The organism is Aliiroseovarius sp. B-4 (assembly GCF_056857795.1).
Genome location: NZ_JBSXNV010000037.1, coordinates 105,621 through 132,254, shown reverse-complemented (window position 1 = coordinate 132,254; position 26,634 = coordinate 105,621). Strand labels below are relative to the sequence as shown.

25 protein-coding genes and 1 tRNA gene are annotated in these 26,634 nt (G+C 58.2%); 24 read left to right on the top strand and 2 right to left on the bottom strand.

The annotated features are described in order from the left end of the window. Positions 1–45 precede the first annotated feature (45 nt). Complete coding sequence (locus AC13C8_RS10520; protein ID WP_482847266.1) at positions 46–183, bottom strand: hypothetical protein; 138 nt, start codon at positions 181–183, stop codon at positions 46–48. 365 nt (positions 184–548) lie between these two features. On the opposite strand from AC13C8_RS10520, the gene AC13C8_RS10515 reads away from it, so the two are divergent. The 9 genes from AC13C8_RS10515 to AC13C8_RS10475 all read left to right on the top strand — a co-directional run bounded on the left by AC13C8_RS10515 (position 549) and on the right by AC13C8_RS10475 (position 11,922). Then, the gene (locus AC13C8_RS10515) at positions 549–2,075 is read left to right on the top strand and encodes a phospholipase D-like domain-containing protein (RefSeq protein WP_482847265.1); all 1,527 of its coding nucleotides are present in this window, start codon (positions 549–551) and stop codon (positions 2,073–2,075) included. A 170-nt stretch (positions 2,076–2,245) separates the two neighbouring features. Continuing rightward, entirely contained in the window at positions 2,246–3,862 is a 1,617-nt protein-coding gene (locus tag AC13C8_RS10510) for a GMC family oxidoreductase (protein ID WP_482847264.1), read from the top strand. A 498-nt stretch (positions 3,863–4,360) separates the two neighbouring features. Then, positions 4,361–5,392, top strand: a complete 1,032-nt coding sequence (locus AC13C8_RS10505) for a LacI family DNA-binding transcriptional regulator (protein ID WP_482847263.1) — start codon at positions 4,361–4,363, stop codon at positions 5,390–5,392. Between the two features lie 114 nt (positions 5,393–5,506). Continuing rightward, positions 5,507–6,811 carry an ABC transporter substrate-binding protein gene (locus AC13C8_RS10500; protein ID WP_482847262.1) on the top strand — a complete coding sequence of 435 codons (1,305 nt, stop codon included), beginning with the start codon at positions 5,507–5,509 and terminating at the stop codon, positions 6,809–6,811. Positions 6,812–6,935: 124 nt separating this feature from the next. Beyond that, the gene (locus AC13C8_RS10495) at positions 6,936–7,802 is read left to right on the top strand and encodes a carbohydrate ABC transporter permease (RefSeq protein WP_091430825.1); all 867 of its coding nucleotides are present in this window, start codon (positions 6,936–6,938) and stop codon (positions 7,800–7,802) included. 10 nt (positions 7,803–7,812) lie between these two features. Then, positions 7,813–8,643: a carbohydrate ABC transporter permease gene (locus AC13C8_RS10490; protein WP_091430827.1), complete on the top strand. Its 831-nt coding sequence runs from the start codon at positions 7,813–7,815 to the stop codon at positions 8,641–8,643. 11 nt (positions 8,644–8,654) lie between these two features. Beyond that, on the top strand, positions 8,655–9,671 hold the full coding sequence (locus tag AC13C8_RS10485; protein ID WP_091430828.1) for an ABC transporter ATP-binding protein: 1,017 nt from the start codon (positions 8,655–8,657) through the stop codon (positions 9,669–9,671). Beyond that, entirely contained in the window at positions 9,668–10,441 is a 774-nt protein-coding gene (locus AC13C8_RS10480) for an L-iditol 2-dehydrogenase (protein WP_482847308.1), read from the top strand. The genes AC13C8_RS10485 and AC13C8_RS10480 overlap by 4 nt, the downstream gene beginning before the upstream one ends. Then, positions 10,429–11,922 (top strand): mannitol dehydrogenase family protein, encoded by a 1,494-nt coding sequence (locus AC13C8_RS10475; RefSeq protein ID WP_482847261.1) that lies wholly within the window; start codon positions 10,429–10,431, stop codon positions 11,920–11,922. The genes AC13C8_RS10480 and AC13C8_RS10475 overlap by 13 nt, the downstream gene beginning before the upstream one ends. 177 nt (positions 11,923–12,099) lie before the next feature. On the opposite strand, the gene AC13C8_RS10470 is transcribed toward AC13C8_RS10475, so the two are convergent. Next, positions 12,100–12,189: transfer RNA gene (locus AC13C8_RS10470), tRNA-Ser, on the bottom strand. Positions 12,190–12,388: 199 nt separating this feature from the next. Between AC13C8_RS10470 and AC13C8_RS10465 the strand changes: the two genes are divergently transcribed. The 15 genes from AC13C8_RS10465 to paaZ all read left to right on the top strand — a co-directional run bounded on the left by AC13C8_RS10465 (position 12,389) and on the right by paaZ (position 26,633). Next, entirely contained in the window at positions 12,389–13,246 is an 858-nt protein-coding gene (locus tag AC13C8_RS10465; RefSeq protein WP_091430833.1) for an SPOR domain-containing protein, read from the top strand. Positions 13,247–13,285: 39 nt separating this feature from the next. Beyond that, complete coding sequence (locus tag AC13C8_RS10460) at positions 13,286–14,485, top strand: D-alanyl-D-alanine carboxypeptidase family protein (protein ID WP_482847260.1); 1,200 nt, start codon at positions 13,286–13,288, stop codon at positions 14,483–14,485. Positions 14,486–14,492: 7 nt separating this feature from the next. Beyond that, positions 14,493–15,131, top strand: coding sequence for a dTMP kinase (tmk, locus tag AC13C8_RS10455; RefSeq protein ID WP_482847259.1), 639 nt, complete (start codon positions 14,493–14,495; stop codon positions 15,129–15,131). Further along, positions 15,128–16,258 (top strand): DNA polymerase III subunit delta', encoded by a 1,131-nt coding sequence (locus tag AC13C8_RS10450; protein WP_482847258.1) that lies wholly within the window; start codon positions 15,128–15,130, stop codon positions 16,256–16,258. The genes tmk and AC13C8_RS10450 overlap by 4 nt, the downstream gene beginning before the upstream one ends. Positions 16,259–16,274: 16 nt before the next feature. Next, positions 16,275–17,078 carry a TatD family hydrolase gene (locus tag AC13C8_RS10445; RefSeq protein WP_482847257.1) on the top strand — a complete coding sequence of 268 codons (804 nt, stop codon included), beginning with the start codon at positions 16,275–16,277 and terminating at the stop codon, positions 17,076–17,078. Then, the gene (locus AC13C8_RS10440) at positions 17,078–17,890 is read left to right on the top strand and encodes an MBL fold metallo-hydrolase (RefSeq protein WP_482847256.1); all 813 of its coding nucleotides are present in this window, start codon (positions 17,078–17,080) and stop codon (positions 17,888–17,890) included. Before AC13C8_RS10445 ends, AC13C8_RS10440 begins: the two co-directional genes overlap by 1 nt. Further along, a complete protein-coding gene (locus tag AC13C8_RS10435) occupies positions 17,887–18,828 on the top strand; it encodes an AEC family transporter (protein ID WP_482847255.1) in 942 nt (313 codons plus the stop codon). Before AC13C8_RS10440 ends, AC13C8_RS10435 begins: the two co-directional genes overlap by 4 nt. Positions 18,829–18,985: 157 nt before the next feature. Then, on the top strand, positions 18,986–20,188 hold the full coding sequence (gene pcaF / locus AC13C8_RS10430) for a 3-oxoadipyl-CoA thiolase (RefSeq protein ID WP_482847254.1): 1,203 nt from the start codon (positions 18,986–18,988) through the stop codon (positions 20,186–20,188). A gap of 2 nt (positions 20,189–20,190) precedes the next feature. Beyond that, positions 20,191–21,183, top strand: coding sequence for a 1,2-phenylacetyl-CoA epoxidase subunit PaaA (gene paaA, locus AC13C8_RS10425; RefSeq protein ID WP_482847253.1), 993 nt, complete (start codon positions 20,191–20,193; stop codon positions 21,181–21,183). A gap of 11 nt (positions 21,184–21,194) precedes the next feature. After that, entirely contained in the window at positions 21,195–21,479 is a 285-nt protein-coding gene (paaB, locus tag AC13C8_RS10420; RefSeq protein ID WP_091430849.1) for a 1,2-phenylacetyl-CoA epoxidase subunit PaaB, read from the top strand. Further along, on the top strand, positions 21,479–22,240 hold the full coding sequence (gene paaC, locus AC13C8_RS10415) for a 1,2-phenylacetyl-CoA epoxidase subunit PaaC (protein ID WP_482847252.1): 762 nt from the start codon (positions 21,479–21,481) through the stop codon (positions 22,238–22,240). The genes paaB and paaC overlap by 1 nt, the downstream gene beginning before the upstream one ends. Beyond that, positions 22,240–22,701 carry a 1,2-phenylacetyl-CoA epoxidase subunit PaaD gene (gene paaD, locus AC13C8_RS10410; protein WP_091430853.1) on the top strand — a complete coding sequence of 154 codons (462 nt, stop codon included), beginning with the start codon at positions 22,240–22,242 and terminating at the stop codon, positions 22,699–22,701. The genes paaC and paaD overlap by 1 nt, the downstream gene beginning before the upstream one ends. Before the next feature lie 20 nt (positions 22,702–22,721). Further along, positions 22,722–23,786: a 2Fe-2S iron-sulfur cluster-binding protein gene (locus AC13C8_RS10405; RefSeq protein ID WP_482847251.1), complete on the top strand. Its 1,065-nt coding sequence runs from the start codon at positions 22,722–22,724 to the stop codon at positions 23,784–23,786. A gap of 23 nt (positions 23,787–23,809) precedes the next feature. After that, positions 23,810–24,568 (top strand): Phenylacetic acid catabolic protein, encoded by a 759-nt coding sequence (locus tag AC13C8_RS10400; RefSeq protein WP_218142243.1) that lies wholly within the window; start codon positions 23,810–23,812, stop codon positions 24,566–24,568. Between the two features lie 37 nt (positions 24,569–24,605). Then, positions 24,606–26,633 (top strand): phenylacetic acid degradation bifunctional protein PaaZ, encoded by a 2,028-nt coding sequence (gene paaZ, locus AC13C8_RS10395; RefSeq protein ID WP_482847250.1) that lies wholly within the window; start codon positions 24,606–24,608, stop codon positions 26,631–26,633. Position 26,634: the final 1 nt, after the last annotated feature.

Genomic DNA, 26,634 nt, shown 5'->3' with positions numbered 1-26,634 from the left:
CAAGAAAGTGGAGTTAGCCGGCAATCTAGAAAACGCTTCTCTGCATCACGACGGACAAGCACTCACACGGTCCGCATGATACGCTGGATTCTGATGCTGGGCCGTCGTGGCATCCAGCCGCGACAAGCCGTCCGAGATTGCGCAAATCGTTTCGGCACGCGCCTGTACGGGGCGATTATCCATGTGTGACAGCAATCTTTGGTAAATCTCCAAAGCTTTTGTCAGGCTTTGCTCAGGGTGCAGAGCATCTTGATGTCTGCCCGCCTGCCCTTTCGATGGGGAATGAAGTGTTCTCATGTCCACCTTCCATGTATTGTCAACATAGTGCCGCGCCACACGCGCCTGATTTCAAAACGTCACTACACCGTCATTGGTTCCAAACTTTTTGAACAAAATGCCGCGCGGGTTTGGTGTCAGATGGCTTGAACGTCACCGAACAACGGTCCGTCTCGGGGGAACGTTTTGCAGGCCGATGGCGTTGAAGGCCCGCGTATGAATTGTTGGCGTGACGCCTTTGAAACATGCCCAAGCAAGGAGACTGGTCAACTATGCCAGATCATCAAGCAGACCCTGACCGTAGCAGTTTGTTCAATCCGGGACGAAACTGCTGGAGGGTCAACACGGCCCTGAAATTTGAACTGGTGATTGATGGTGCCGCATATTTCCGTGCATTGCGCGAGGCGTTGATCACGGCAGAGCGGCAAGTGCTTCTGATCGGCTGGGATTTCGATCTGGAGATCGAAATGCTGCCAGGGGAAAGCAATGAAGATGGTAACGCTCCGGACGGATATCCCAACAAGGTTGCCGATTTTATCGCGGCCGTGATCGAGCGTGCTCCAGACCTTAACATCTATCTCTTGCGCTGGAGCGGATCAGCAGTGGTCGCGCCGGGCCGTCTGGTGCCTGCGGTGCGCCTGAACATGGCTGGACCGGATCGAATCAAACTGGCACTGGACGGGCGTCATCCTGTCGGCGCATGTCATCATCAAAAGATCGTTGTCGTGGATGACCGACTGGCCTTTTGCGGTGGCATCGACGTCACCGATGCACGTTGGGACACGCCGGATCACACGCCCGATGATCCCCGGCGTGTGCTGCGCGATGGGTCGCCCGCCGCCCCCTGGCATGACGTGACAACCGCCGTGGCAGGCCCAGCCGCGCGCGATTTGGCAGAATTGGCCCGCATACGATGGTCGCGGGCAACCGGAGAGGCGCTAGAGGCACCTGACTTGCCCGATCGCGACATATGGCCCGCTTCGCTGGACGTCAGTTGCCGTGATGTCCCTGTGGCGATTTCGCGAACCGAGCCACCCGACGAAGATCGTCCCCTGATCAACGAAATCGAAGAAATGGTCTTGGATGGAATTGCGTCCGCTCGATCGTCGATTTACATTGAGAGTCAATACTTTGCATCAGACGTCGTCACTGATGCGCTGTTTCGACGTTTGCGAGAGCCAACCGGACCCGATATCATCGTGATAAACCCGGTGCAGGCCGAAAATATTGTTGAAGACAACGCCATGCATGTCACCAGAACGCGCATGGTCAACGAGCTTCAGGAAGCCGATCATGACAATCGGTTCTGCATTCTATCGCCCGTCAATGCTGCGGCTCAACCGATCTATGTCCATGCCAAAGTGTGCGTGATCGATGATCGGGTGTTGCGCGTGGGGTCCAGCAACATCGACCGACGCTCAATGGGGTTCGACACCGAATGCGACCTGAGCATAGAAGCGCGAAATGACAACACCCGCGAGATCATTGCAGGGCTGCGCAATCGTCTCTTGGCCGAGCACTTGGGATGCAGTCCGGACACCCTGAAAGAAAACATCGCCAGGTCCGGCAGTCTCCTTGCCGCTGCGAACGAAATGAACGCCTTGGATGGGCGCGGCTTGCGGCCGCTCGATCTGAAAGAAGATACAGGAGCCGGGGCGATCCTTGCCGATACCCGTCTGCTTGACCCACGATATGAGCGCGGCACCCCCAAGCGACGCGTCGTGACCTCACGCCACATTGCGATGGGTGTGGCGGTGGTGGCGGTTATTGGAACAGCCTATCGCTATCTGCTTGGCTGATCAGTGGTCGAACCACGCATCAAGCTTAGCCAATCATGACCTGTATTACAAAGCAGGATAACATTGCGTTCAGTAGGACCATCAGAGAGGGTAAGCCGCACACAATCCGGCCCGAAGGGCGCCCGTGACCCGTCATGGGGAAGACATATCTGTTTGTGGGAGAGGTCCGAATGACGCAGGTTGAAACGCTGGACGGCAACTTTGACTACATCATCATTGGCGCTGGAACCGCAGGCTGTGTTCTGGCCAACCGTCTGAGCGAAGACCCTAGAACACGGGTTCTGTTGTTGGAAGCCGGCGGCAGAGACAACTACCATTGGGTGAAGATTCCCGTTGGGTATCTCTATTGCATCGGCAATCCGCGCACCGATTGGATGATGAAGACCGCGCCTGAACCGGGCTTGAACGGTCGCGCGCTGGTGTATCCGCGTGGCAAGGTTCTTGGCGGCTGCACCTCAGTGAACGGCATGATCTACATGCGCGGACAGTCTTCTGACTATGACAACTGGCGGCAATTGGGAAATATCGGTTGGGGGTGGGACGATGTCCTGCCTTATTTCCTGAAATCAGAAGACCACCATGGCGGTCATACAGACCTGCACGGCGCAGGCGGCGAATGGAAAGTTTCGAAGCAGAGGCTGCGGTGGGATATTCTATCTGCCATTCAGGACGCTGCGAAAGAGTTCGGGATCCAGCCACGCGATGATTTCAATGACGGCAACAATGAAGGCTCGGGCTTTTTCGAGGTGAACCAGAAAAATGGCGTCCGGTGGAGCACGGCCACGGGGTTTCTTCGCCCTGCCATGGGTCGTGCCAACCTTCGGGTTCTGACGCGGGCGCATACCCAACACTTGATCCTTGACGGCAAAGTCGCCAAGGGCGTCCGTTTTCAGTGGAAGGGCAAACCATTCGAGGCACGTTGCACGGCCGAAATTGTGCTGGCGGCGGGCGCGATCAACTCGCCCAAGACACTCGAACTGTCAGGGATCGGTCAGCCGGACAGGATCTCCGATTTGGGCGTCACACCGGTCCATGAAAGTCCGGGCGTTGGCGAAAATCTTCAGGATCACCTTCAAATTCGTACAGTGTTCAAAGTGCAGAATGCAAAAACCCTGAACACGATGACCAATTCTTTCTGGGGCAAAGCCCGCATGGGGCTGCAATACATGCTGACCCAAAGCGGGCCCCTTTCGATGGCGCCCAGCCAGTTTGGCATGTTCACCAGATCCGATCCCTCACTGGACACTCCAGATCTGGAATATCATGTTCAGCCGTTGTCAACCGACCGGCTTGGCGACCCGTTGCATCCTTTTCCGGCGATTACCGTGTCGGTCTGCAACCTGAGGCCTGAGAGTATCGGGAACTGCCACGCTCAGTCGAAAGATCTGACGATACAACCGGATATCCGGCTGAACTATCTTTCCGCAGAGAACGACAAGCGGGTGGCGGTTAGTTCCATACGGCAGGCACGCAGCATCATGTCGGCCGCGTCACTCAAGGACTATCACCCCGAAGAAATCCTGCCCGGCCCCGCTCACCAGGACGATGCCGCCCTTCTGCAAAAAGCCGGTGAGATCGCCACGACCATTTTTCACCCCGTCGGAACCTGTAAGATGGGCAACGATCCTGCCGCAGTGGTAGGGGCTGATTTGCGAGTCCACGGCCTGCAAGGATTAAGGGTGGTTGACGCGTCCATCATGCCCAGGATCGTATCCGGCAACACCGCATCACCCGTCGTGATGATCGCCGAGAAAGCCGCCGATATGATAAAGCACGGCACCACTTGACTGACCTTTGGGGCATCGTAACGACGGTTTCCGGTGCTGATCTTGTGTTGCAAGGATGCGTTGATGGAAAATCAATTCAACACATCCCAGATCACCGCCGTCGACCGACCGGCGGCGGTGGTTTTCGTTCGCCTGTAAAGCGGACATGCGACATATTCGCTTTTGAAGAGCACTCTGCGGAAAGATGCTCAACATCCACGATCTGTTCGAAGTGGTCAAAGATGTATTGTTGTTCAATTTCGCCGCGATGAGTTGCGTGGTCTAGCCCGGCGCCAACACATAGGCCGCGATGCTTGAACGTGGGGGCAAGACACCAAGGGCCATCCCGCCCGGCGCGCCTCACTGTTGCGCGGGCCGGGCGCGTATCGTTTCTGTTGGTGGCACCTCCTCGTCAAAGTTTAGAATTTACGAAATCGACATATTTTCTTGACGTTTTGCCGAGGGCGCACTTATCTTAATATTTATCGCGCGTCGCGTTCATAGGCTTCAGGTGTTAAAATGGGTCAACTAAAAATTCGCAATATGGAAGAATTCGCGTCGATAAGCGGCATTTCCCGCCCGACCGTGTCCAAATATTTCAATGATCCTGACAGCGTGCGCACCTCAACCCGGGCGAAAATTGAGGCCGCTCTCAAGAAGTATGATTACCAGCCCAACGTGTTTGCGATGAACCAGAACAGGCGCACGACCAAAAACATTGGTATCGTGGTTCCAAATCTCGCTGACCCATTTTTTTCCGAGATCGGACGCCGCGTCGAGTTGGCCTGTATAAAGGCGGGTTATAGCCCAATCCTGCTCAGCTCGCACGGCAGCCCGGACATGGAGCGGGAAAACCTGCATTCTCTGAGGTCTCTTAAACCGGCGGGGGTGCTGCTCGCACCGTTTGGAAGGATGTCGGACAAGGATGCCGTTCAAGCCTTTGACGAAGATTTCCCGCTCGTTCTGTTTGACGCCAATATGAGCGATATCGGTCAGGCTTTCGTAGGGACAGACAATTCACAAAGCGTTGGTCTCATCGTTGAATACCTTTGTCGAAGCGGTGAGGCGCCCTGCTTCTTCGAGATGAAATCCCCAACGAAGCCCAATGCCAACAAACGCCACCAAGCCTATGTTGACAGTATGGAACGACATGGCTTCGAGCCTCGAATATTTCAGGCTGACGGCGACGGTTGGGACTTCGAGGAGATCGGCTGCATCGAAGGCGGACGGTTGCTTTCGTCCAAGGCGTTTAACACCAACACAATCCTGTGCAGCAACGACCGTTTGGCGATCGGCATGCTTTCGGCGGCATATGGTCTGGGCTTGCAAGTGGGGCATGGCGCTGGTTGCGACCTTCGGATTGCCGGTCATGATGATCACCCGTTTTCCAGATTTACCTGCCCCCCGCTGACGACGATCGCGCAAGATTACGAAGCCATTGCGAATCGAGCCGTGGATGAATTGTTCGGTATGCTAGAGAACGAAGAACGCCTCTCCGATCGAACAGAGACGACATTTGAAGGGCGGCTGGTCATGAGAGACTCTGCCTAAGCTGTTGTTTTCGCACCCGTGTTTATTATTTTTTACGCGCGCAAAAATTTAATTGACTTCGCGTCATCAGCTTGAGTATTCTGATCTCATCATCCAACCAGGAGGAGATTTCGGATGTCATATAAAAGAACACTCTATGCTGCGACGGCGATTGCGCTCGTTACAGCTGGCGGTGCAACTGCCGAGAATTTGGTGATTGCGACCGTGAACAACGGCGACATGATCCGCATGCAGGGTCTGACACAGGACTTCACAGACAAGACCGGTCACACGGTTGAGTGGGTCACTCTGGAAGAAAACGTACTTCGTCAGCGCGTCACAACAGATATCGCAGCCAAGGGTGGCTCGTTCGATATCATGACGATCGGTATGTACGAGACACCGATCTGGGCTGCCAACGGCTGGCTTATCCCCATGGATGACCTTTCCGCCGAATACGACGCCGACGACATCCTGCCCGCAATGCGGGGCGGCCTGTCCTATGAAGGGACGCTCTATGCGGCACCGTTCTACGGCGAAAGCTCGATGATCATGTATCGCACCGATCTGATGGAAAAAGCCGGCCTGGAAATGCCCAAGGACCCGACCTGGACCTTCATTCGCGAAGCCGCTGCTGCAATGACCGACCGCGACAACGACATCAACGGCATCTGCCTGCGCGGCAAGGCTGGTTGGGGTGAAGGCGGCGCCTTCATCACGGCGATGTCGAACTCGTTCGGCGCACGCTGGTTCGACGAAGACTGGAACGCCCAGTTCGACAGTCAGCCCTGGGCTGACACTCTGAACTTCTATGTCGGCATGATGAATGAATCCGGACCGAACGGTTATGCGACCAACGGGTTCAACGAAAACCTGAACCTGTTCCAGCAGGGCAAATGCGGCATGTGGATCGACGCCACGGTGGCGGCGTCCTTCGTGACCAACCCCGAAGATTCCGAAGTTGCTGACAAAGTTGGCTTCGCTTTGGCACCCGACAATGGTTTGGGCAAGCGCTCGAACTGGTTGTGGGCATGGGCTCTGGCGGTTCCTGCCGGGACGCAAAAAGAAGCAGCTGCGAAATCATTCATCGAATGGGCCACTTCGAAAGACTACATTGAACTGGTTGCTGCGAACGAAGGTTGGGCAAACGTGCCTCCGGGTGCCCGCACATCGCTGTACGAGAACCCCAACTACCAAGAAGTTCCTTTCGCTGCGATGACGCTGGAATCGATCCTGTCGGCTGATCCGAACAACCCAACCGTGGACCCAGTTCCTTACGTTGGTGTTCAGTTCGCAGCGATCCCGGAATTTGCAGGTATCGCAACTGAGGTAAGTCAAGAGTTCTCGGCTGTTTATGCCGGTCAGCAGTCTGTGGAAGAGGCGCTTGCCAAAGCACAAGCTCTGACAAATGACGCAATGGAAGCCGCTGGCTACCGCTAAACGCGTCCTTGATCCGGGGGGCAACGCACTCTCCCTTTGTGCTCCCCGGATCTCACACAAGTCTTTCAAAAACACGGCTCCGTTCATGATAGGCTGAAGTCTATCAACAGAGGAGGTATGCCCAATGGCAACCCAACATTCCCGATCAGCAGCCCGCATCATGATGGCCCCAGCAGTTATTCTGCTTCTTGGCTGGATGCTCGTGCCCCTGATCATGACGCTGGTCTTCTCATTCAAGAAATACCTTCCGCTGCGCGGCGGCGACCTTGGGTGGGTTGGCTTCGAAAACTATGTGCGCTTTGTCAGTTCCAGTGCTTTTTGGCCGTCAGTGCTTGCAACATTGACGATCGTCGGTGGCGTGCTGGTGATTACACTCGTATTGGGCGTAGTGCTGGCGATCCTGCTTAACCAGCCAATGTGGGGTCAAGGGGTCGTCCGTATTCTGGTGATCGCGCCGTTTTTCGTCATGCCGACCGTTTCCGCGCTGGTCTGGAAGAACATGTTCCTGGACCCGACCAATGGGCTGTTTGCTCATCTATGGCGCTTCTTTGGTGCCGAGCCGGTGTCGTGGCTGTCGGAAGCATCGCTATCGTCCATCGTTCTGATCGTGTCCTGGCAGTGGTTGCCCTTTGCGACGCTGATCCTGCTGACCGCGATCCAGTCACTTGACAGCGAACAGTTGGAGGCCGCCGAAATGGATGGTGCCCCACCGCTCAAGCGTTTTGCTTTCATCACGCTCCCACACCTGAGCCGTGCGATCACAATCGTGCTGCTTATCCAGACGATCTTTCTGCTGGCAATCTTCGCTGAGATTTTCGTGACAACCGGTGGTGCATTCGGCACTCGGACGCTCACGTATCTTATCTTCCAGCGTGTGCTCGAAAGTCAGAACGTCGGCTTAGGCTCGGCCGGTGGCGTATATGCAATCATTCTCGCCAACATCGTTGCCATCTTCCTGATGCGCATCGTCGGCAAGAACCTGGACGCGTGAGGAACACATAATGGCACGCTCAGTAACTCAACAACGCAAGATCATCAATACGACCGCCGCTTGGGCTGTCGGTCTGCTGATCTTCTTCCCAATCCTCTGGACCATCCTGACAAGCTTCAAAACCGAAGCCACGGCTATTGCGGATCCCCCTGTGTTCCTTGCCTTCAACTGGACACTGGAAAACTACACCGCAGTCATGGAGCGTTCAAACTACGCCAAGTTCCTGTGGAACTCGATCATCATCGCGGGCGGCTCGACCATCCTTGGCATCATGATTGCAGTTCCCGCAGCTTGGTCCATGGCGTTCGTGCCCGGAAAGCGGACAAAGGACATCCTGCTCTGGATGCTGTCGACCAAGATGCTACCGGCGGTGGGTGTGCTATACCCTATCTACCTGATCTGCATCAAACTGGGGATACTGGACAGTCGCATCGCGCTGGTCATCATCCTGATGCTGATGAACCTGCCGATCATCGTCTGGATGCTTTATACCTACTTCCGCGAGATCCCCGGCGAAATCCTTGAAGCGGCACGCATGGATGGCGCGTCGCTGCGGGAAGAGATCCTTTATATTCTCACGCCAATGGCGATCCCCGGAATTGCCTCAACCTTGCTGTTGAACTTCATCCTGGCATGGAACGAGGCCTTCTGGACCCTGAACCTGACCGCAGCAAACGCGGCACCACTGACAGCGTTCATCGCAAGCTACTCCAGCCCCGAAGGCCTGTTCTTCGCCAAACTCAGTGCAGCCTCGACCATGGCCATCGCACCGATCCTCATTCTCGGCTGGTTCAGCCAGAAACAACTCGTTAGCGGCCTGACTTTCGGCGCTGTGAAATAAGGAACTGACCAATGGGACAAATCAAACTCAACCAAGTGACCAAAAGCTTCGGTGAAGTCGAAGTCATTCCACCGCTTGATCTCACAATCGAAGACGGAGAGTTCACGGTGTTCGTCGGCCCCTCGGGCTGCGGCAAGTCAACACTGCTCCGCCTCATCGCGGGCCTTGAGGACATCACATCAGGGCATATCGAGATCGACGGCGCAGACGCCACCAACGTGCCCCCCGCAAAACGCGGTCTGGCAATGGTGTTCCAATCCTACGCGCTTTACCCGCATATGTCGGTGCGCAAGAACATTGCGTTCCCGATGAAAATGGCGGGCGTGCCCGAGGACGAACAGAAACGTCGGATCGAGAACGCGGCCAAAGCGTTGAACCTGACCGATTATCTTGACCGCAAACCCGGTCAACTGTCGGGTGGCCAGCGTCAGCGGGTCGCCATCGGCCGGTCGATCGTGCGAGAGCCTGCGGCGTTCCTGTTTGACGAACCATTGTCGAACCTCGACGCCGCCCTTCGGGTCGGGATGCGCCTTGAAATCAGCGAGCTTCACAAGCGCCTTGAGACAACGATGATCTATGTGACCCACGATCAGGTCGAAGCCATGACCATGGCTGACAAGATCGTCGTGTTGCGCGCCGGGTTCATTGAACAGGTCGGATCCCCGCTGGAACTGTATCACGAGCCACGCAACGAATTTGTCGCGGGCTTTATCGGCTCACCCAAGATGAACCTGATGAAGGGGGCAGAGGCGGAAAAACATGGTGCCGCAACGATCGGCATCCGGCCCGAGCATACCGACGTCAGCACCACCGAAGGCACCTGGAAAGGCATCGTCGGCGTGGCCGAGCATCTGGGGTCGGACACGTTCATCCACGTCCATGAAACCGGACTGGACACAGGCCCCGGCGATATGTTCACGGTGCGGATCACCGGCGACATCCAGGTCAAGCATGGTGACGAGATCTACCTCACACCACAGCTCGACAAGCTGCACAAATTTGACGCTCAGGGCCTGAGAATCAACTGATGCAGTTGGCTGGCAAAACAGCACTGATAACAGGGGCCGCCCGGGGTATCGGGCGGGCCTTTGCCGAGGCCTATGTCAACGAGGGCGCTAAGGTTGCCATTGCCGACATCGACCTGGACCGTGCGAAAGCCACAGCCAACCAGATTGGCGACAGCGCACTCTCTGTCCATATGGATGTTACGGATCAGGCCAGTATCGAAAAGGCCATGGCCAAAACTATCAACCATTTTGGGCAGATCGACATCCTGATCAACAACGCGGCGCTCTTTACCGCAGCACCCATCGTCGAGATTGAGCGTGATGATTACCAACGCGTCTTCGATATCAATGTCGGGGGCACGCTTTTCACCATGCAGGCCGCCGCGCGCCACATGATCGAACGCGGCCAAGGTGGCAAGATCATCAATATGGCAAGTCAGGCCGGTCGGCGCGGCGAGGCGCTTGTTGCGGTTTATTGCGCCACAAAGGCCGCCGTGATCAGCCTGACCCAGTCGGCCGGACTTGATCTGATCAAGCACGGTATCAACGTCAACGCGATCTCACCGGGTGTGGTCGATGGCGAACACTGGGACGGCGTGGATGCGTTTTTTGCCAAGTATGAGAACAAGGCACCCGGACAAAAGAAACAGGAAGTTGGCGATGCCGTGCCCTTTGGGCGCATGGGAACGCCAGAAGATTTAACCGGCATGGCCGTCTTTCTGGCCAGCGACGCGGCGGATTATATCGTCGCGCAAACCTACAACGTGGATGGTGGACAATGGATGAGCTGATCTCCCTTTCGAATGCGACCCTTGACCAACTGAACGTCGAACGCCCCCTCTATGACCGTGCGGCGTTGAAGCCCGGCATCGTGCATATCGGCGTCGGCAATTTCCACCGCGCCCATCAGGCATGGTATCTGCACCGTCTGATGCAGGCTGGCAAAGCCTCGGATTGGGCGATTATCGGTGCTGGCGTGCGCCCCTATGATGCCGCGATGCGGGACAAACTATTGGCGCAGGATTGCTTGACCACGTTGATCGAGCTTGACCCGGAGAACGTCTCTGCCGAAGTTGTCGGTTCGATGATCGACTACCTTCCGATCGAGGACGGCAACGCATCGCTTATCCGCCAAATGGCAGACCCCGCCATTCGCATAGTCGCCATGACCGTTACCGAAAGCGGTTACTATGTTGATCCCGTCACTAAAGGGTTCAACGCCGCGCATCCTGATCTTGTGCACGACGCCGCCCACCCTGACGCGCCCCGCACCGCGTTTGGTGCCATGGTTGCCGCGCTTCGGCTGCGTCGTGACGCAGGCCTTGGGCCCTTTACCGGTCTCAGCTGCGACAACCTGCAAGGCAACGGCAACATCCTGCGCCAGACGGTTGTGTCACTTGCGGCCATGTCCGACCCCAACCTTGCAAGCTGGATCGACACCAACGCCACCTTCCCCAATTCCATGGTCGATTGCATCGCACCGGCCACCGGCCCAAAAGAACTGGCCCTTGCGGCGGACTTTGGCATCAAAGATGCCGCCGTTGTCACCCACGAAGCCTATCGCCAATGGGTGATCGAGGACAACTTCTGCGCCGGACGGCCGGATTGGGATGAAGTTGGCGCAACCTTTTCGGATGATGTCCACGCCTTTGAGACCATGAAAATCCGCATCCTGAACGCGGGGCACCAGGTCATCGCAAATGTCGGCGAAATCCTCGGCATGGAAACCATTGCCGAATGCATGGCACATCCCGGCATCTTGGCGTTTTTCGACAAAGTTCAAAGGACCGAAATCGCTGTGACCGTTGACCCGGTTCCCGGTCGCACCCCCGCTCAATATGTTGACTTGATCGTCAAGCGGTTCTCGAACCCTCGGATTATCGACACGACACGCCGTGTGGCGTTCGACGGCTCCGCGCGTCATACGGGCTTTGTCTTGCCGATCGTGCGCGATCAGCTTGCAGCCGGGCGCAGTGTGGACGGCCTTGCGCTGGTCGAAGCACTTTGGGCCCGCATGTGCGCCGGAACCCGCGAAGATGGCACCGACATCGAGGCCAACGATCCAATCTGGGCTGAACTCACATTAGTTGCGCATGCAGCAAAAGAGCGCCCTCGGGCATGGCTGGAGCAAAGTAAAATCTACGGCGACTTGGCAAGTTCAGAAACATTTTCTGATACTTTCCACAAATGGCTTTCGATGATCTGGGTCCAAGGCTGCGAAGCTGCCCTGAGCGAGTATGCAGAGGTGGCGCGTGAAGAGGCGTCTGCCTAGCTGGTAATGTGGCTCGAAGAAAAGGGCTTCCTTGGGCCCGGTTGACTTTTGCGATTAAAGGCAACGATCCAGATATCCGCGAAGAGAGACTGTAACGATCACTACCGGCCACTCTCAGGTGCCATAGGGCTTTTGTTTTCGCCTCTGAGATTATTGTTATTGTTTGCAAGAAAAGAGTGGCGGAGGAGGTGGGATTCGAACCCACGGTAGACTTTCACCTACGTCGGTTTTCAAGACCGGTGCATTCAACCACTCTGCCACTCCTCCGACGAGCGAAGGGATAGCGGTGGTTGTGCGATTCTGAAAGCAGGTTTTCGCGGGCTGGTTTCTGCCCACCGCAAGATCGCGTTGCGCGAGAGCCTTTTCACGCGTGCGATGTATCGTTAGACTACCGCATAATCGGGATCGATACCCGGCAGCAGAGCAGTTCCGGGCGCAAGGCCCGCATGACAATTAGGGGCGAGACATGGCAAGCAAGACCACTCTGAAAGTGGCCATTGTGTTGGGCAGCGCACTGTTTCTTTCGGGTTGCGAAGACACCAAGCTTCCTGAATTCCTGAAAAAGAACGATACGGGTTCAGCATCCGCAGCAACTGGCAAAAGCGGGCGCGCCCAAAGCCGTGAACGGGATGTAGAAGCACCCGAGATCTTTCAGCTGGCGGAAAAAGGGTTGTGGGACGGTCGTCCCAGCCTTGGTGGTGTTTGGGTGGCGCACCCGGACGCCAAAGACCCCGAACGAGTGATTATCCGCAACCAGTCCAATGGCAAATCCGTCGTTGGTGCTTTGTTTCGGCGAGAACGCGAGGTGCCGGGTCCGCGCTTTCAGGTGTCGTCAGATGCGGCTGAAGCCCTTGGCATGTTGGCTGGTGCCCCTGCCGAGCTGAGCGTGACCGCCTTGCGTAAAGAGGTCATCAGGGAAGCACCTGCCGCGCCGTCCGAGGACCTGGATGATCCCGCCGATATCGAGCAATCTTCGCTGGACGATCCGATTGCGGCGGCGTCGGCGGCACTTGCGAAAACCGAAGCGGCCTCGGCGCAATCTGCACCTCCGCCCAAACCCGCTGTGCCGCAGGCCGCCGCTGCCAGCGCCCTGCCGAAACCCTATGTTCAGGTTGGCATATTCTCGTTTGAGGCTAATGCCGAACAAACTGCGGCCGAGTTGCGAAAGGCCGGTATGACCGTGACAATCAAACCGGGATCATCGAATGGTAAATCGTTCTGGCGCGTGCTGGTCGGCCCGGTCGGCACGCAGGCAGAACGCTCGGCAGCGCTGAAGAAAACAAGCGCGATGGGCTTTACCGATGCCTATCCTGTCTCGAACTAATGCCCTTCCGGGTAAATCAATAAAGGCCACCAACCTCCTATGCTATTCCGTCTCACTTTGCTCATCTCCGCCCTGCTATCCATATTGGCTGTCGCCACCCTGCCGGCCCGCGCGTTCGAAACGCGGGCGAATTCGGCATATGTGCTGGACATCAACACCGGAACAGTTTTGATGGAGAAGAACGCCGACGTCCCACTGCCTCCTGCGTCGATGTCAAAGCTGATGACGGTGAACCTGCTGTTCGAGGCGCTGGCAGATGGGCGCGTCACGATGGGCACCCAGTTTGGCGTGTCGGAACGGGCTGCGTCCATTGGTGGGTCGACCATGTTTCTGGAACAAACCGACCGCCCAACGGTCGAGGACCTTATTCAAGGCATCATCGTTCAGTCCGGAAACGACGCCAGCGTCGTGATCGCCGAAGGACTGGCCGGGACGGAAGACGCCTTTGCCCGTATGATGACCGAACGTGCGCGTGACCTGGGCATGGAAAATTCCAGTTTTGGAAATTCTTCTGGCTGGCCACATCCATTGCAGCGCATGTCGATGAAGGACTTGGCCATTCTTGCACGTCATATCATTGTCGAGTTTCCGGACTATTATCGTTATTTCAGGCAATCCGAATACTACTACAAGGGTCGCGCACCCGATAACCGCTTTAACCGCAATCCGCTGCTGGATCTTGGAATTGGTGCCGACGGCCTGAAAACCGGCCACACGCAGGAAGCCGGATACGGCATTGTCGGTTCAGCCCTGCAAGGCGACCGTCGGATCGTCTTTGTGATTTCAGGGATGGCCTCTGAAAAAGAGCGCGCTGAAGAGGCCGAGGCAATCGTCAACTGGGCGTTTCGACAGTTTACCATGGAGACGACCGTGAAAGCAGGCGAAAAGATTGCCGAAGCGGGTGTCTGGTTGGGCGCAGTCGATACGGTCGGTCTTGTTCCTGCACAGGATGTCAATCTTCTGATCCCGGCAGGGCAACGCGAGGGTGTTTCGGCAACGATCAACTGGAACGGCCCGATTGCGGCCCCGATTGCACAGGGTCAGGAACTTGCTGAAATGGTGATCAGCCGCGACGGTCTCAGCGACACGGTGGTGCCGCTGTTCGCTGACGAAGGCGTGGGGAACGCCGGGTTTGGAAAGCGACTGACGGTGGCCGCCGAACGCGTTCTGGCGCTGGTCATGGGCAATGACGCGCCACCAGCCGCGATCCAGCCAGAAGCCGCGACCATAAGCAACTGACGCAGGAATGGTTGGACTTTTCATCAGTTTTGAAGGCATTGACGGCTCGGGGAAATCCACCCAAGCCAAGCAGTTGGCCAGGGCGCTGGAGCAGGCCGGGCACGAGGTTGTCCTGACCCGCGAACCGGGCGGCAGTCAGGGGGCCGAGGAAATCCGGTCGCTGGTTCTGGAAGGCGACCCGGATCGCTGGTCAGCCGAGACCGAGTTGCTGTTGTTTACCGCCGCCCGGCGCGACCATCTGGAGCGATTGATCCACCCTGCATTGGCTGCGGACAAGATCGTTATCTGCGACCGCTTTGCCGACAGCACGCGCATTTATCAGGGCACCCGATCCGGTGATCTTCGCAACATGGTGGATCAGTTGCATGACCTTGTCATCGGGCGCGAGCCTGACCTGACATTCCTGATCGACATGGATCCCGACACAGGTTTGTCACGCGCCAAGGGGCGCGGCGGCACCCAAGAACGATTTGAGGATTTCGGCGCAGATTTGCAGCACAAGATGCGCGCCGGGTTTCTGGAACTCGCCCAGCAGTTTTCCGACCGCATCCGCGTCATCGACGGAACGCGTGACATCGACACCGTCGCCGCGGATGTTCTGAGGATCGCCCGCGAGGCCGTAGGCGTTGCCAAGTCAGACGCATGAGCACAGATATCGACAACATTCCTGAATCCGACCGGATCGACGGCGCCCCGCACCCGCGCGAAGCCGCTCGACTGATCGGCCAAGACGCGGCCCAGGCGGATTTTCTGGACGCATATACATCCGATCGCTTGCATCACGGGTGGTTGATCACCGGACCGCGCGGCGTGGGGAAGGCGACGCTGGCCTGGCGCATTGCCAGGTTCCTTCTGGCCACCCCGGCGGACGATGGCGGCATGTTTGCAGCCCCTGCCCCCACCAGCCTTGATATCCCCGACGATCACCCGGTCGCGCGGCGCATCCGGGTGCTGTCGGACCCCGGCCTGTTTCTTTTGCGCCGCCCTTGGGACGAAAAAAACAAGCGCCTGAAAAGCGACATCACCGTGGACGAGGTGCGCAAACTCAAGCATTTCTTCGCCATGTCATCGGCCGGGGGCGGGCGTCGCGTGGTGATCGTCGATGCGGCAGACGAAATGAACACATCGGCGGCCAATGCGCTCTTGAAGCTGTTGGAAGAGCCACCGATAGGGGCGGTTTTGATGCTGATCAGCCATCAACCCTCTCGCCTGCTGCCGACGATCCGTTCGCGGTGTCGCGAATTGCGGCTTGCCCCCTTGTCCCCCAGCGATCTGGCTCAGGTGATGGCGGAACTGGATGAAACCCCATCAGCCGAGGACACGATGCGACTGGGAGAACTGGCAGCGGGGTCAGCGGGGGATGCGCTTCGGCTTCGGCATCTTGATGGTCTGGCGATCTATGCTGCTCTGATTGACATCTTTTCGGCAGGGCGAGAATTTGACCGACCGCGCGCCCTTCGATTGGCAAACAGCGCCGTGGGCAAGGCCAATGCCGAAAAGTTCGAATTGATCTTGCGCCTGTTTGATCTTTTTCTGGCCCGATTGGCTCGTCACGGGGCCGGCTTTGCACCGTCCACCGAGGCCGCACCGGGTGAGGCCGCCTGCCTGGCACGCCTCTCCCCCGGTCCGGATGCGGCCCGTGCTTGGGCGCGCTTGCAGCAAGAGTTGTCGGCGCGCGCGGTACATGGGCGGGCTGTTAACCTTGACCCCGCCGCGCTCATCCTTGATATGGTTTTCAGGATCAACGACACGGCGGCGCGCCAAGCCGCCTGAGGCAAGGACGCCACCGATGAGCACGCCCCAGATTACCGACAGTCATTGCCATCTTGATTTTCCGGATTTCGACGGCGAGTTGGATCAGGTCATCGCCCGTGCCGCCGAGTCGGGTGTAACCCGGATGGTGACGATCTGCACGAAGATGGCCAATCTTGACCAAGCCCGCACCATTGCCGAAGCCCATGACCCCGTGTTCTTCGCCGCCGCCACCCATCCGATGAGCGTGGCCCGCGAACCGATGGTCACGGTCGATCAACTGGTCGCGCTTGCTGACCATCCGAAATTTGTCGGCATCGGCGAAAGCGGGCTGGATTATCACTATACGGTTGACAGCCGTGACGCCCAGATCAAAAGCCTGCGCATCCACATCGAAGCTGCGCGCCAGACAGGTCTGCCCCTGATCATCCATTCGCGCGATGCGGATGAGGATATGATGCGCATTCTGACCGAAGAACATCGGAACGGTGCCTATAGCTGCGTCATGCACTGCTTCAGTTCCGGGATCGAGCTTGCGAAAGCTGCGCTGGGTCTTGGCTTCTATCTGTCGATGTCCGGCATCGCCGCTTTTCCTCGCAGTCAAGAGTTGCGCGACATTTTCGCAACCGCTCCGGTTGACCGCATTCTGGTCGAAACCGACGCGCCCTATCTTGCACCGCCGCCGCACCGCGGTCGGCGCAACGAACCGGCCTATACCGCCCATACCGCCAAGGTCGGGGCTGATATATTTGGCCTGCCCTACGAAGCGTTCGCCGCGCAAACGCAAGCCAATTTCGACCGGCTGTTTGTAAAGGTCGCCGCCTATCAGGCGGATGCGTGATGGCGAAGATCGACTTCACCATTCTCGGGTGTGGTTCGTCCGGGGGGGTGCCCCGGCTGGGCGGTCATTGGGGCGATTGCGACCCTGACAATCCCAAGAACACCCGCACCCGCTGTTCAGCCCTAGTGATCCGCACCGGTGAAGATGGTGGCGTCACCCGCGTCCTGATCGACACCTCACCCGATATGCGCCACCAGCTTTTGGCGGCAGGGGTTGGCACGCTGGACGGGGTTGTGTTCACCCACAGCCACGCGGACCACACCCATGGCATTGATGACCTGCGCATGGTGGTCTTCAACATGAAACAGCGTCTGCCTGTGTGGGCGGATGGCCCGACGCAAGAAGCCCTGCTGGCCCGGTTCAGTTATGCGTTTGTGCAGCCCGAAGGGTCCAGCTATCCACCGATCCTCGATCTGCACTCGATCACAGTTGGCAAAGGCGATGTGGTCATCGGTGGCGCGGGCGGCGATATCCGAATGACGCCCTTCGAAGTGCGCCACGGCATGATGGATTCACTGGGATTTCGCATCGGTGGGTTGGTGTACCTGCCGGATGTGAACGAAATTCCTGATGACGTGCTGCCCCTGCTTGAAGATCTGGATGTGTTCGTGCTGGATGCGCTGCGCCGATCGCCGCATCCCACGCATTTTCATCTGGATGAAGCGCTTGAATGGATCGACCGCGTCGGTGCAAAACAAGGTGTCCTGACCAATATGCATATCGATCTTGACCATGCCGCGGTCAATGCTGAAACCCCGCCTCATATCACCCCGGCCTATGACGGAATGACCATCAACGTTCGGGTTGAATGAGCACGCTTGTCAATATTGTCCTGCCGGTCTTCCTGGTGATCGGGTTTGGCTATTTTGTGCGTTGGCGGCGGATACTCGACGACGGGGCAGTTGATGGTTTGATGCGCTTTGCGCAATCTGTTGCGATCCCTTGCCTTCTGTTTCTGGCGATTGCCCGGCTGGACCTGAGCGCCGAGTTTGATCTGGCGTTGCTCAGCAGTTTCTATACGGGTGCCGTGTCGGGGTTCTTTGCGGGCCTGTTGGGCGCGCGGCTGTTGTTTGGACGTCCATGGCCAGATGCGGTGGCGTTTGGTTTCGTGACATTGTTTTCAAACTCACTCCTCCTCGGCTTGGTAATCACTGAACGCGCGTTCGGGCCAGGCGCGCTGGCCGGCAACTACGCCATTATCTCGATCCACGCACCGATCTGCTATGGTATCGGGATTTCGGCGATGGAGATCGCCCGCGCCCAAGGCGCCGGACCGCGAGAAACCATTCGTCAGATCGTGCGGGCAATGACACGCAACATACTTGTGCTGGCGATTGCCGCTGGTTTTGTGGTGAACCTTCTTCAAGTTCCGATGCCCGTTGTGCTGGATGATGCCCTGAGCCTGATTGGTCGTGCAGCTTTGCCGACCGCCCTCTTTGCGCTTGGCGGTGTTCTTTATCGTTACCGGCCCGAAGGGGATCTGCGGATCGTCAGCTATCTCTGCCTGATTTCGCTTGTCGTGCATCCCGCGATTACTTGGGGTCTGGGCCGCGCACTCGGCCTGAACGTGGATCAGTTCCGATCGGCGATCATAACGGCGGCATCTGCGCCGGGTATCAATGCCTATATCTTCGCCAATCTCTATGGCGTGGGCAAACGCGTGGCGGCGACCACCGTATTGGTGGCGACCGGATTGTCGGTGCTGACAGTCTGGGCCTGGTTGGCGTTATTGGCTGCCGCGGGGTTCTGAGGTCGGGCTGCGCCATGCGCATCCCGAACACGTTACAGTATCAATCAGGCGATCCACGATCTCGTAACGTATCCTCTTGCTCCGAATCGTCGTCACTCGTATTATCGACCACACGGTCAGCTTTAGTTGAGCGTGCTTTCGGGTCAGGGAGGACCACATGGACGCATTGATTTGCGACGCCGTTCGCACCCCCATCGGGCGCTACGGTGGTGCTTTGTCGCAAGTGCGGGCCGATGATCTGGCCGCGCTGCCCATCGCGGCCCTGTTGGAACGCAACCCTGATGTGAACTGGGCAACCGTGGACGACGTGATCTTCGGATCGGCAAACCAGGCAGGGGAAGACAACCGCAACGTGGCGCGCATGGCGGCCCTTTTGGCGGGACTTCCAGTTGACGTTCCCGGCACGACGATCAACCGCCTGTGTGCTTCGGGCATGGATGCGGTCGGTATGGCCGCACGCGGGATCAGGGCGGGCGACTATGAACTGTGCATCGCCGGCGGCGTTGAAAGCATGAGCCGCGCACCCTTCGTGATGCCGAAGGCCACATCGGCCTTCACCCGCGCCAACGCAGTTTATGACACCACCATCGGCTGGCGTTTCGTGAACCCGAAGATGGACAAGATGCACGGCACCCATTCAATGCCGCAAACGGCTGATAATGTGGCGGAAGACTATGCTGTAAGCCGCGAGGATCAGGATATTTTTGCCGCGCGCAGCCAAGCCCGTTGGGCGGCCGCACACAAGGCTGGAACCTTCGGTGATGAAATCATTCCCGTAACAATCCCGCAGCGCAAGGGCGACCCCGTCGTGGTCGATACAGACGAACACCCGCGACCCGGCACAACTGCCGAAAAGCTGTCGCAGTTAAGCGGCGTGAATGGCCCAGACCTGACGGTGACTGCGGGCAATGCCTCGGGCGTGAATGATGGCGCGGCGGCGATGTTGATCGCATCGGAAGCTGCCGCTGCAACGAACAATCTGACCCCAATGGCGCGCGTTGTCGGAATGGCTGCTGCCGGTGTCGCTCCACGCGTGATGGGTATTGGCCCTGTGCCCGCCTGCCGCAAGGTGTTGGCGAAAGCGGGGCTCACCATCGACGAGATGGATGTGATAGAATTGAACGAAGCCTTCGCAGCCCAAGGTCTTGCCACCTTGCGCGAATTGGGCGTTGCGGATGATGACCCGCGCGTGAACCCCAACGGTGGTGCCATCGCACTTGGCCACCCGCTTGGCATGTCTGGTGCGCGCCTTGTCCTGACAGCCGCTTACCAACTGAAACGCACAAGCGGGCGCTATGCGCTGTGCACCATGTGCGTGGGCGTAGGCCAAGGTGTCGCCCTTATTCTGGAAAGGATCTGACGATGTATGCTCAATTGGTGAAAACCGCAGGCACAGGCGTGAAGAGCCGCGAGGAAATGTCTGACGAAGAACGGAACTTTCAGGATCGCGTTGACCGGGATGAGAAGATCGAACCAAAGGATTGGATGCCGGATGACTACCGCGCGACGCTGATCCGCCAAATCGGACAGCATGCCCATTCCGAGATCGTCGGTCAGCTGCCCGAAGGCAACTGGATCACCCGCGCACCGACCCTGGAGCGCAAAGCCATCCTTCTGGCGAAAGTGCAGGACGAGGCTGGGCATGGCCTGTATCTTTACTGCGCGGCTGAAACACTGGGGGTCACACGTGACGAACTGACCCAGGAGCTTTTGTCAGGCCGCATGAAATATTCCTCGATCTTCAACTACCCCACCTTGAACTGGGCTGATATTGGTGCGGTGGGCTGGTTGGTGGATGGTGCTGCGATCATGAACCAGGTGCCGCTGCAACGCACATCCTATGGCCCTTATTCACGTGCTATGATCCGCATTTGCAAGGAAGAAAGTTTCCACCAACGCCAAGGCTACGACATCATGATGAAGATGGCGCAAGGCACCGAAGCCCAGCGCCGTATGGCGCAGGACGCGCTGAACCGCTTCTGGTATCCGTCCCTGATGATGTTCGGCCCGTCCGACAAGGACAGTGTGCATTCAACGCAATCGCTGGCATGGAAAATCAAGATCGACACCAATGACGAGTTGCGTCAGCGTTTTGTCGATCAGACCGTTCCGCAGGCAAATTACCTTGGCCTGACAATCCCGGACGAAAACCTGAAATGGAACGAGGAACGCGGCGCGCACGATTTTTCGGAACCCGACTGGACCGAGTTTTTCAACGTCATCAAGGGCAAAGGCCCCTGCAATGTTGAACGGATGGAGGCCCGCGTCAAAGCTTGGGAAGACGGTGCATGGGTGCGCGACGGGCTGTTGGCCCACGCCCGCAAGAAAACCGCTGCCCGAACAGCCGCTGAATAAGGAAAGATCAGATGTCCAAAGAATGGCCCCTCTGGGAAGTATTCATCCGTGGTCAACACGGGCTGAGCCACCGTCACGTGGGCAGTCTGCACGCCCCGGACGAAGAAATGGCAATCAGGAACGCGCGCGACGTCTATACCCGCCGCAACGAAGGCGTGTCGATCTGGGTGGTTGAAGCGCGCCACATCGCGGCCTCTAGCCCCGAAGAAAAAGGCCCGCTTTACGAGCCGTCGAACGCGAAAGTTTACCGCCACCCGACCTTCTTCGACATCCCAGATGACGTGGGGCATATGTAATGGAAGACCAGAACGCTCGCTTCGAATTTCTGCTCAGGATGGGTGACAACAGCCTGATCCTTGGCCACCGGATCAGCGAATGGTGCGGCCATGCGCCCGTGCTGGAAGAAGATATTGCGCTGGCCAACACGGCACTGGATCTGATCGGCCAGACGCAGATGTGGCTGGGGCTTGCCGGCGAGGTTGAAGGCAAGGGGCGCTCGGCCGATGATCTCGCTTTTCTGCGCGACGCCTGGGACTTCCGCAATGTTCTGTTGGTTGAACTGCCGAACGGAGACTTCGGCCAGACCTTGTTGCGCCAATTTCTTTATGATGCGTGGTCGTCGATCACGTTGGGGCGTCTGACGGCAAGCGCGGATGCACGTGTCGCTGAAATTGCGGCGAAAGCCGCGAAAGAGGTCGCCTATCACGTCGAACGGTCGGGCGACACGGTGGTTGGCCTTGGTGACGGCACCGAGGAAAGCCATGCCCGGATGCAGGCTGCGCTGGATCACCTCTGGCCCTATGTGGGCGAGATGTTTGACGGTGACGACGTGGATGCGGCCATGGTCGACGCGGGCATTGCCCCCGACCCCGCATCCTTGCGCACCGAGTATGACGTGTTTGTCAGCAAGGTCTTGACCCATGCCACGCTGACCATCCCCACGGATGTGTTCCACCACAAAGGCGGACGCACAGGCTACATGCACACCGAGCATCTGGGGCACCTGTTGACCAGCATGCAATGGCTGCAACGTGCTTATCCAGGTGCGACCTGGTAATGGGACAGCCGTCGGTTGATACGATCTGGGACTGGCTGGACCAAGTGCCTGATCCCGAGATTCCCGTGATCTCACTGGTCGATCTAGGCATCATTCGGGACGTCAAGTGGGAGGGCGACGTGCTGAACATCGCTGTCACTCCGACTTACTCCGGCTGTCCGGCAACCACGATCATCAACCTCGATATCGAAACCGCCCTGCGCGCACACGGGATCGAAAAGTTGGCATTGCATAAACAATTGTCCCCTCCGTGGACCACCGACTGGCTGACCGACAAGGGTAAGGCGGCGCTTGAGAAATTCGGCATCGCCCCCCCGTCCGTCAAAGGCGAACCTGATCGCTGCCCCAACTGCGGCGGCCACGATCTGGAACGCACAAGCCAGTTCGGTTCGACCCCCTGCAAGGCGCTGTGGCGATGCCGCGACTGCCTGGAACCATTCGATTATTTCAAGTGCATCTGACTGCATCGAGGAGACCCAACATGGCGCGCTTCCACAGCCTGACCGTGACCGACATCCAGAAAACCATCCGCGACGCGGTAGTGGTGACGCTGACCCCGGACGATCCTGAGGCCTTCAACTATACCCAAGGGCAATACCTGACCTTTCGCCGCGACTTCGACGGGCAGGAATTGCGCCGGTCCTATTCGATCTGTTCAGGGCTGGACGATGGCAAGCTGCAAGTTGGCATCAAGCGGGTCGATGGCGGCGCGTTCTCAACCTGGGCGAACGAGGACTTGAAGCCGGGCGACACCGTTGAGGCCATGTCCCCCATGGGCAATTTCTTTGTGTCTTTGGCACCCGATCAGGACCGTCATTATCTGGGTTTTGCGGGCGGGTCAGGCATCACACCGGTGCTGTCGATCATCAGGACGACACTTTCCCGCGAACCGAATGCCCAGTTCACGCTGGTCTATGCCAACAGGGCGATCACCACCATCATGTTCCGCGAAGAACTCGAAGACCTCAAGAACCGCTATATGGGGCGCTTCAACGTGATCCATATTCTTGAAAGCGACGCACAGGACATCGACCTGTTTACCGGGCTGGTGGACGAAGCGAAATGCGCGCAGTTGTTCAAGCATTGGATCGACATCAGGGCCGTCGACACGGCCTTCATCTGCGGTCCGGAACCGATGATGTTGGGCATCGCCCGCGCACTTCGCGACCACGGGCTGGATGACGCGCAGATCAAATTCGAGCTGTTCGCCTCTGGCCAACCCGGTCGGGCGGCCAGGAAGGCTGCCAGCAAGACCGCCGTCAAGGGCGACGGGATCGAAGCGGTGATTGCCTTGGATGGCTCCAGTCGGACCTTCACGATGGACTCCGAAACCTCGATCCTTGACGCGGCCTTGGCCAACGACATCGACGCACCTTATGCTTGCAAGGCCGGGGTCTGTTCGACCTGTCGCTGCAAGGTCATCGAAGGCGAGGTCGAAATGCTGACCAACCACGCTCTTGAAGATTACGAGGTCGAGAAGGGCTATGTCCTGTCCTGCCAATCCTACGCCAAATCGGCGCGCGTCGTCATCGACTACGACCAGTAACCCCCAATGGAACGGAGACCGCTATGTCTGAGATGAGCATCACCGATTATCTGGCCCAAGGGGGCGTATTGACCGCACCGGGCAACGTGCCCGCGCGCTATCGGGCCGAACTTATGCGCCTGATGGCCACCTTCGTGGACAGCGCGCTGGCGGGGGCAGCGGGCTTTGCCGATATCGTCAATCAAGGACCCGGCATCAAGGAACGCATCGCAGCCTCAAAAATCGTGCTGGAAAAGACCGACAATGCCGACAAGGTGCTGTCGATCATGGGCGAATTTGGCGCTGATACTGCCCGCTATGCCAACCACCACCCTTGGACGGATCGCTTGGCCCGCGACGCCGACATCGGCACCTCGCGCACGGATACGGACATGCGGCTGGCCGTCTTCAACTACCCGCTGGAAGGCTGGTCGGATGCAGTGGTGATGAACCTTCTGATGGGGCTGGCCGTCGGTGTGCAAATGGGTGAATTCAAGCGGGTGTCCTATGCGCCGTTGGCTGATGTTTTCCGCGCCATCGCCCCCATCGAGGCGCGCCACGCTGAATTGGCCGCCGAAGGAATTGCCCGACTGATCGAGAGCGGCACCGACATCGCGACACTGCAAGCGAGCGTCGATTACTGGTGGCCCCGTGTGGCGGCCAGTTTCGGCAAGGACATCTCGACCCGCGCGACGCAATTGCAGGCTTTTGGATTGCGCAATTCGACCAATGCAGAACTGCGCGAAGAATGGGAAGCAACAGCCGCGACAGAGCTTTCAAAACTTGGCCTAAGCGCGCCCTGAGCCGCCCGCCCCTGACATTTCCGACGAAGGACAGAGCATGACCCTGATGAAAGTCTCCAGCTTCGCGGCTGGCAAATGGATTGCCCCCGGCACCAATGCGCGCCCGATCGCCTCGGCCATCACCGGCGCGAAAATCGCCGAGGCCGGTGGGGCGGATATCAACAAGCAGGCGATGCTGGATTATGGGCGCAATGTGGGTGGCCCGGCCCTGCGTGCAATGGGATTTCACGACCGCGCCAAGATGTTAAAAGCGCTGGCCGCCCATCTGGGCGAGCACAAGCAGGCGCTTTATGACCTGAGCTTCGACACCGGCGCGACGCAGTCCGATCACATGATCGACATTGATGGCGGCGTCGGCACGATGTTTGTGTTCGCCTCCAAGGGCCGTCGCGAAATGCCGGACGGCCAGATCTATCTGGACGGCGAGATCGAACAACTTAGCCGCAATGGCACCTTCCTTGGCATGCACATTGCAACGCCTCTGCAAGGCGTGGCCGTGCACATCAACGCGTTCAATTTTCCGGTCTGGGGGATGCTTGAAAAACTCGCCCCGACCCTGTTGGCGGGCGTGCCTGCCATCGTGAAGCCTGCGACCTCGACGTGCTACGTAACCGAAGCCGCAGTGCGCATCATGCTGGACAGTGGCATTCTGCCCGATGGCGCGTTGCAGTTGATTTCCGGTGGCACGGGCGATTTGCTGGATCGGCTTGGCCCGCAAGATATCGTCAGCTTCACCGGCTCGGCGAAAACTGCCAGCATGTTGCGATCAAACCCGAACATCCTGAAGAACTCTGTGCGGTTCGTGGCAGAGCAAGACAGCTTGAACGCCTCGATCCTTGGCCCGGATGTCACGCCGGACACCCCGGAATTTGACCTTTTCATCAAAGAGGTGCACCGCGAGATGACCACGAAGGCGGGTCAGAAATGCACTGCCATCCGCCGGATCATTGCCCCCGGCGCACAGGTTCAAAACGTAATCGAAGCGTTGTCGGCCCGGTTGGACAAGACCGTGATCGGCGACCCGCGCGATGAAACGACCCGTATGGGCGCGCTGGTCTCGGCTGGACAAAAAACCGACGTGTTGGAAAAAGCCGCGGCCATCGGATCAGAGTGCAAACTGGTCTATGGCGACCCGGACGACAATAACTTTGCGGGCGATGTGGATGCAAGCGCCTTCGTCAAGCCGATGCTGTTCCACTGCGAAGCCCCCGACACCGCGACGGTGGTGCACGAGACCGAAGCGTTCGGCCCTGTCTCGACCATCATGGGCTATCGGGATATTGCCCATGCCATCGCACTTGCCAACAGGGGCGAAGGATCGCTCGTGGCTTCGGTCATCACAGCCTCCGGCGACGTGGCGCGCGATGTGGCGATGGGTGCAGGCGCGTTCCACGGACGCCTTTATTTCAACAATGCGACCTCGATGAAGGAAAGCACCGGCCACGGCTCTCCCCTGCCCCATATGGTCCACGGCGGTCCCGGCCGCGCGGGCGGCGGCGAGGAAATGGGCGGCGTGCGTGGCGTTCTGCATTACATGCAACGCACCGCCATTCAGGGCAGCCCCGACATCCTGACCGCCATTGGCGGCAAATGGGTGCCCGGCGCGACCGAAATCAAAGGCCCCGCCCACCCCTTCACCCGCACGTTCGGCGCGCTTTCGATCGGAGAGACGTTACATTCCAAGTCGCGCGAAATCTCGACCGATGACATCGAGCATTTCGCGCATTTCACCGGCGACACCTTCTATGCGCATATGGACAGCGACGCGGCGAAGCGGAACCCGTTTTTCCCGGATCGCGTAGCGCATGGCTATCTGCTCCTGAGTTTTGCAGCGGGTCTGTTCGTCGAACCCAACGAAGGCCCGGTTCTGGCCAACACGGGGCTGGACAACCTGCGCTTCATGAAACCGGTCGAGGCGGGCGACAGCATCAAGGTTCGGCTGACGGTCAAGGCCAAGACCCGTCGCACGGATAAGTATGGCGAAGTGCGCTGGCACGTCACGCTTACCAATCAGAATGACGAGTTGGTGGCGGAATACGAACTTCTGACCATGAACGCCTATTGAC

Bases quoted from the DNA above. Each gene is read 5' to 3' on its own strand.
- AC13C8_RS10475 (WP_482847261.1), top strand. From the start codon at position 10,429: ATGGATGAGCTGATCTCCCTTTCGAATGCGACCCTTGACCAACTGAAC.
- tmk (WP_482847259.1), top strand. From the start codon at position 14,493: ATGGTTGGACTTTTCATCAGTTTTGAAGGCATTGACGGCTCGGGGAAA.
- paaA (WP_482847253.1), top strand. From the start codon at position 20,191: ATGTATGCTCAATTGGTGAAAACCGCAGGCACAGGCGTGAAGAGCCGC.
- AC13C8_RS10405 (WP_482847251.1), top strand. From the start codon at position 22,722: ATGGCGCGCTTCCACAGCCTGACCGTGACCGACATCCAGAAAACCATC.
- paaB (WP_091430849.1), top strand. From the start codon at position 21,195: ATGTCCAAAGAATGGCCCCTCTGGGAAGTATTCATCCGTGGTCAACAC.
- AC13C8_RS10485 (WP_091430828.1), top strand. From the start codon at position 8,655: ATGGGACAAATCAAACTCAACCAAGTGACCAAAAGCTTCGGTGAAGTC.
- AC13C8_RS10440 (WP_482847256.1), top strand. From the start codon at position 17,078: ATGGCGAAGATCGACTTCACCATTCTCGGGTGTGGTTCGTCCGGGGGG.
- AC13C8_RS10435 (WP_482847255.1), top strand. From the start codon at position 17,887: ATGAGCACGCTTGTCAATATTGTCCTGCCGGTCTTCCTGGTGATCGGG.
- AC13C8_RS10490 (WP_091430827.1), top strand. From the start codon at position 7,813: ATGGCACGCTCAGTAACTCAACAACGCAAGATCATCAATACGACCGCC.
- paaD (WP_091430853.1), top strand. From the start codon at position 22,240: ATGGGACAGCCGTCGGTTGATACGATCTGGGACTGGCTGGACCAAGTG.
- AC13C8_RS10465 (WP_091430833.1), top strand. From the start codon at position 12,389: ATGGCAAGCAAGACCACTCTGAAAGTGGCCATTGTGTTGGGCAGCGCA.
- AC13C8_RS10450 (WP_482847258.1), top strand. From the start codon at position 15,128: ATGAGCACAGATATCGACAACATTCCTGAATCCGACCGGATCGACGGC.
- paaC (WP_482847252.1), top strand. From the start codon at position 21,479: ATGGAAGACCAGAACGCTCGCTTCGAATTTCTGCTCAGGATGGGTGAC.
- paaZ (WP_482847250.1), top strand. From the start codon at position 24,606: ATGACCCTGATGAAAGTCTCCAGCTTCGCGGCTGGCAAATGGATTGCC.
- AC13C8_RS10510 (WP_482847264.1), top strand. From the start codon at position 2,246: ATGACGCAGGTTGAAACGCTGGACGGCAACTTTGACTACATCATCATT.
- AC13C8_RS10495 (WP_091430825.1), top strand. From the start codon at position 6,936: ATGGCAACCCAACATTCCCGATCAGCAGCCCGCATCATGATGGCCCCA.
- pcaF (WP_482847254.1), top strand. From the start codon at position 18,986: ATGGACGCATTGATTTGCGACGCCGTTCGCACCCCCATCGGGCGCTAC.
- AC13C8_RS10520 (WP_482847266.1), bottom strand. From the start codon at position 183: ATGGATAATCGCCCCGTACAGGCGCGTGCCGAAACGATTTGCGCAATC.
- AC13C8_RS10400 (WP_218142243.1), top strand. From the start codon at position 23,810: ATGTCTGAGATGAGCATCACCGATTATCTGGCCCAAGGGGGCGTATTG.
- AC13C8_RS10515 (WP_482847265.1), top strand. From the start codon at position 549: ATGCCAGATCATCAAGCAGACCCTGACCGTAGCAGTTTGTTCAATCCG.
- AC13C8_RS10445 (WP_482847257.1), top strand. From the start codon at position 16,275: ATGAGCACGCCCCAGATTACCGACAGTCATTGCCATCTTGATTTTCCG.
- AC13C8_RS10460 (WP_482847260.1), top strand. From the start codon at position 13,286: ATGCTATTCCGTCTCACTTTGCTCATCTCCGCCCTGCTATCCATATTG.
- AC13C8_RS10505 (WP_482847263.1), top strand. From the start codon at position 4,361: ATGGGTCAACTAAAAATTCGCAATATGGAAGAATTCGCGTCGATAAGC.
- AC13C8_RS10500 (WP_482847262.1), top strand. From the start codon at position 5,507: ATGTCATATAAAAGAACACTCTATGCTGCGACGGCGATTGCGCTCGTT.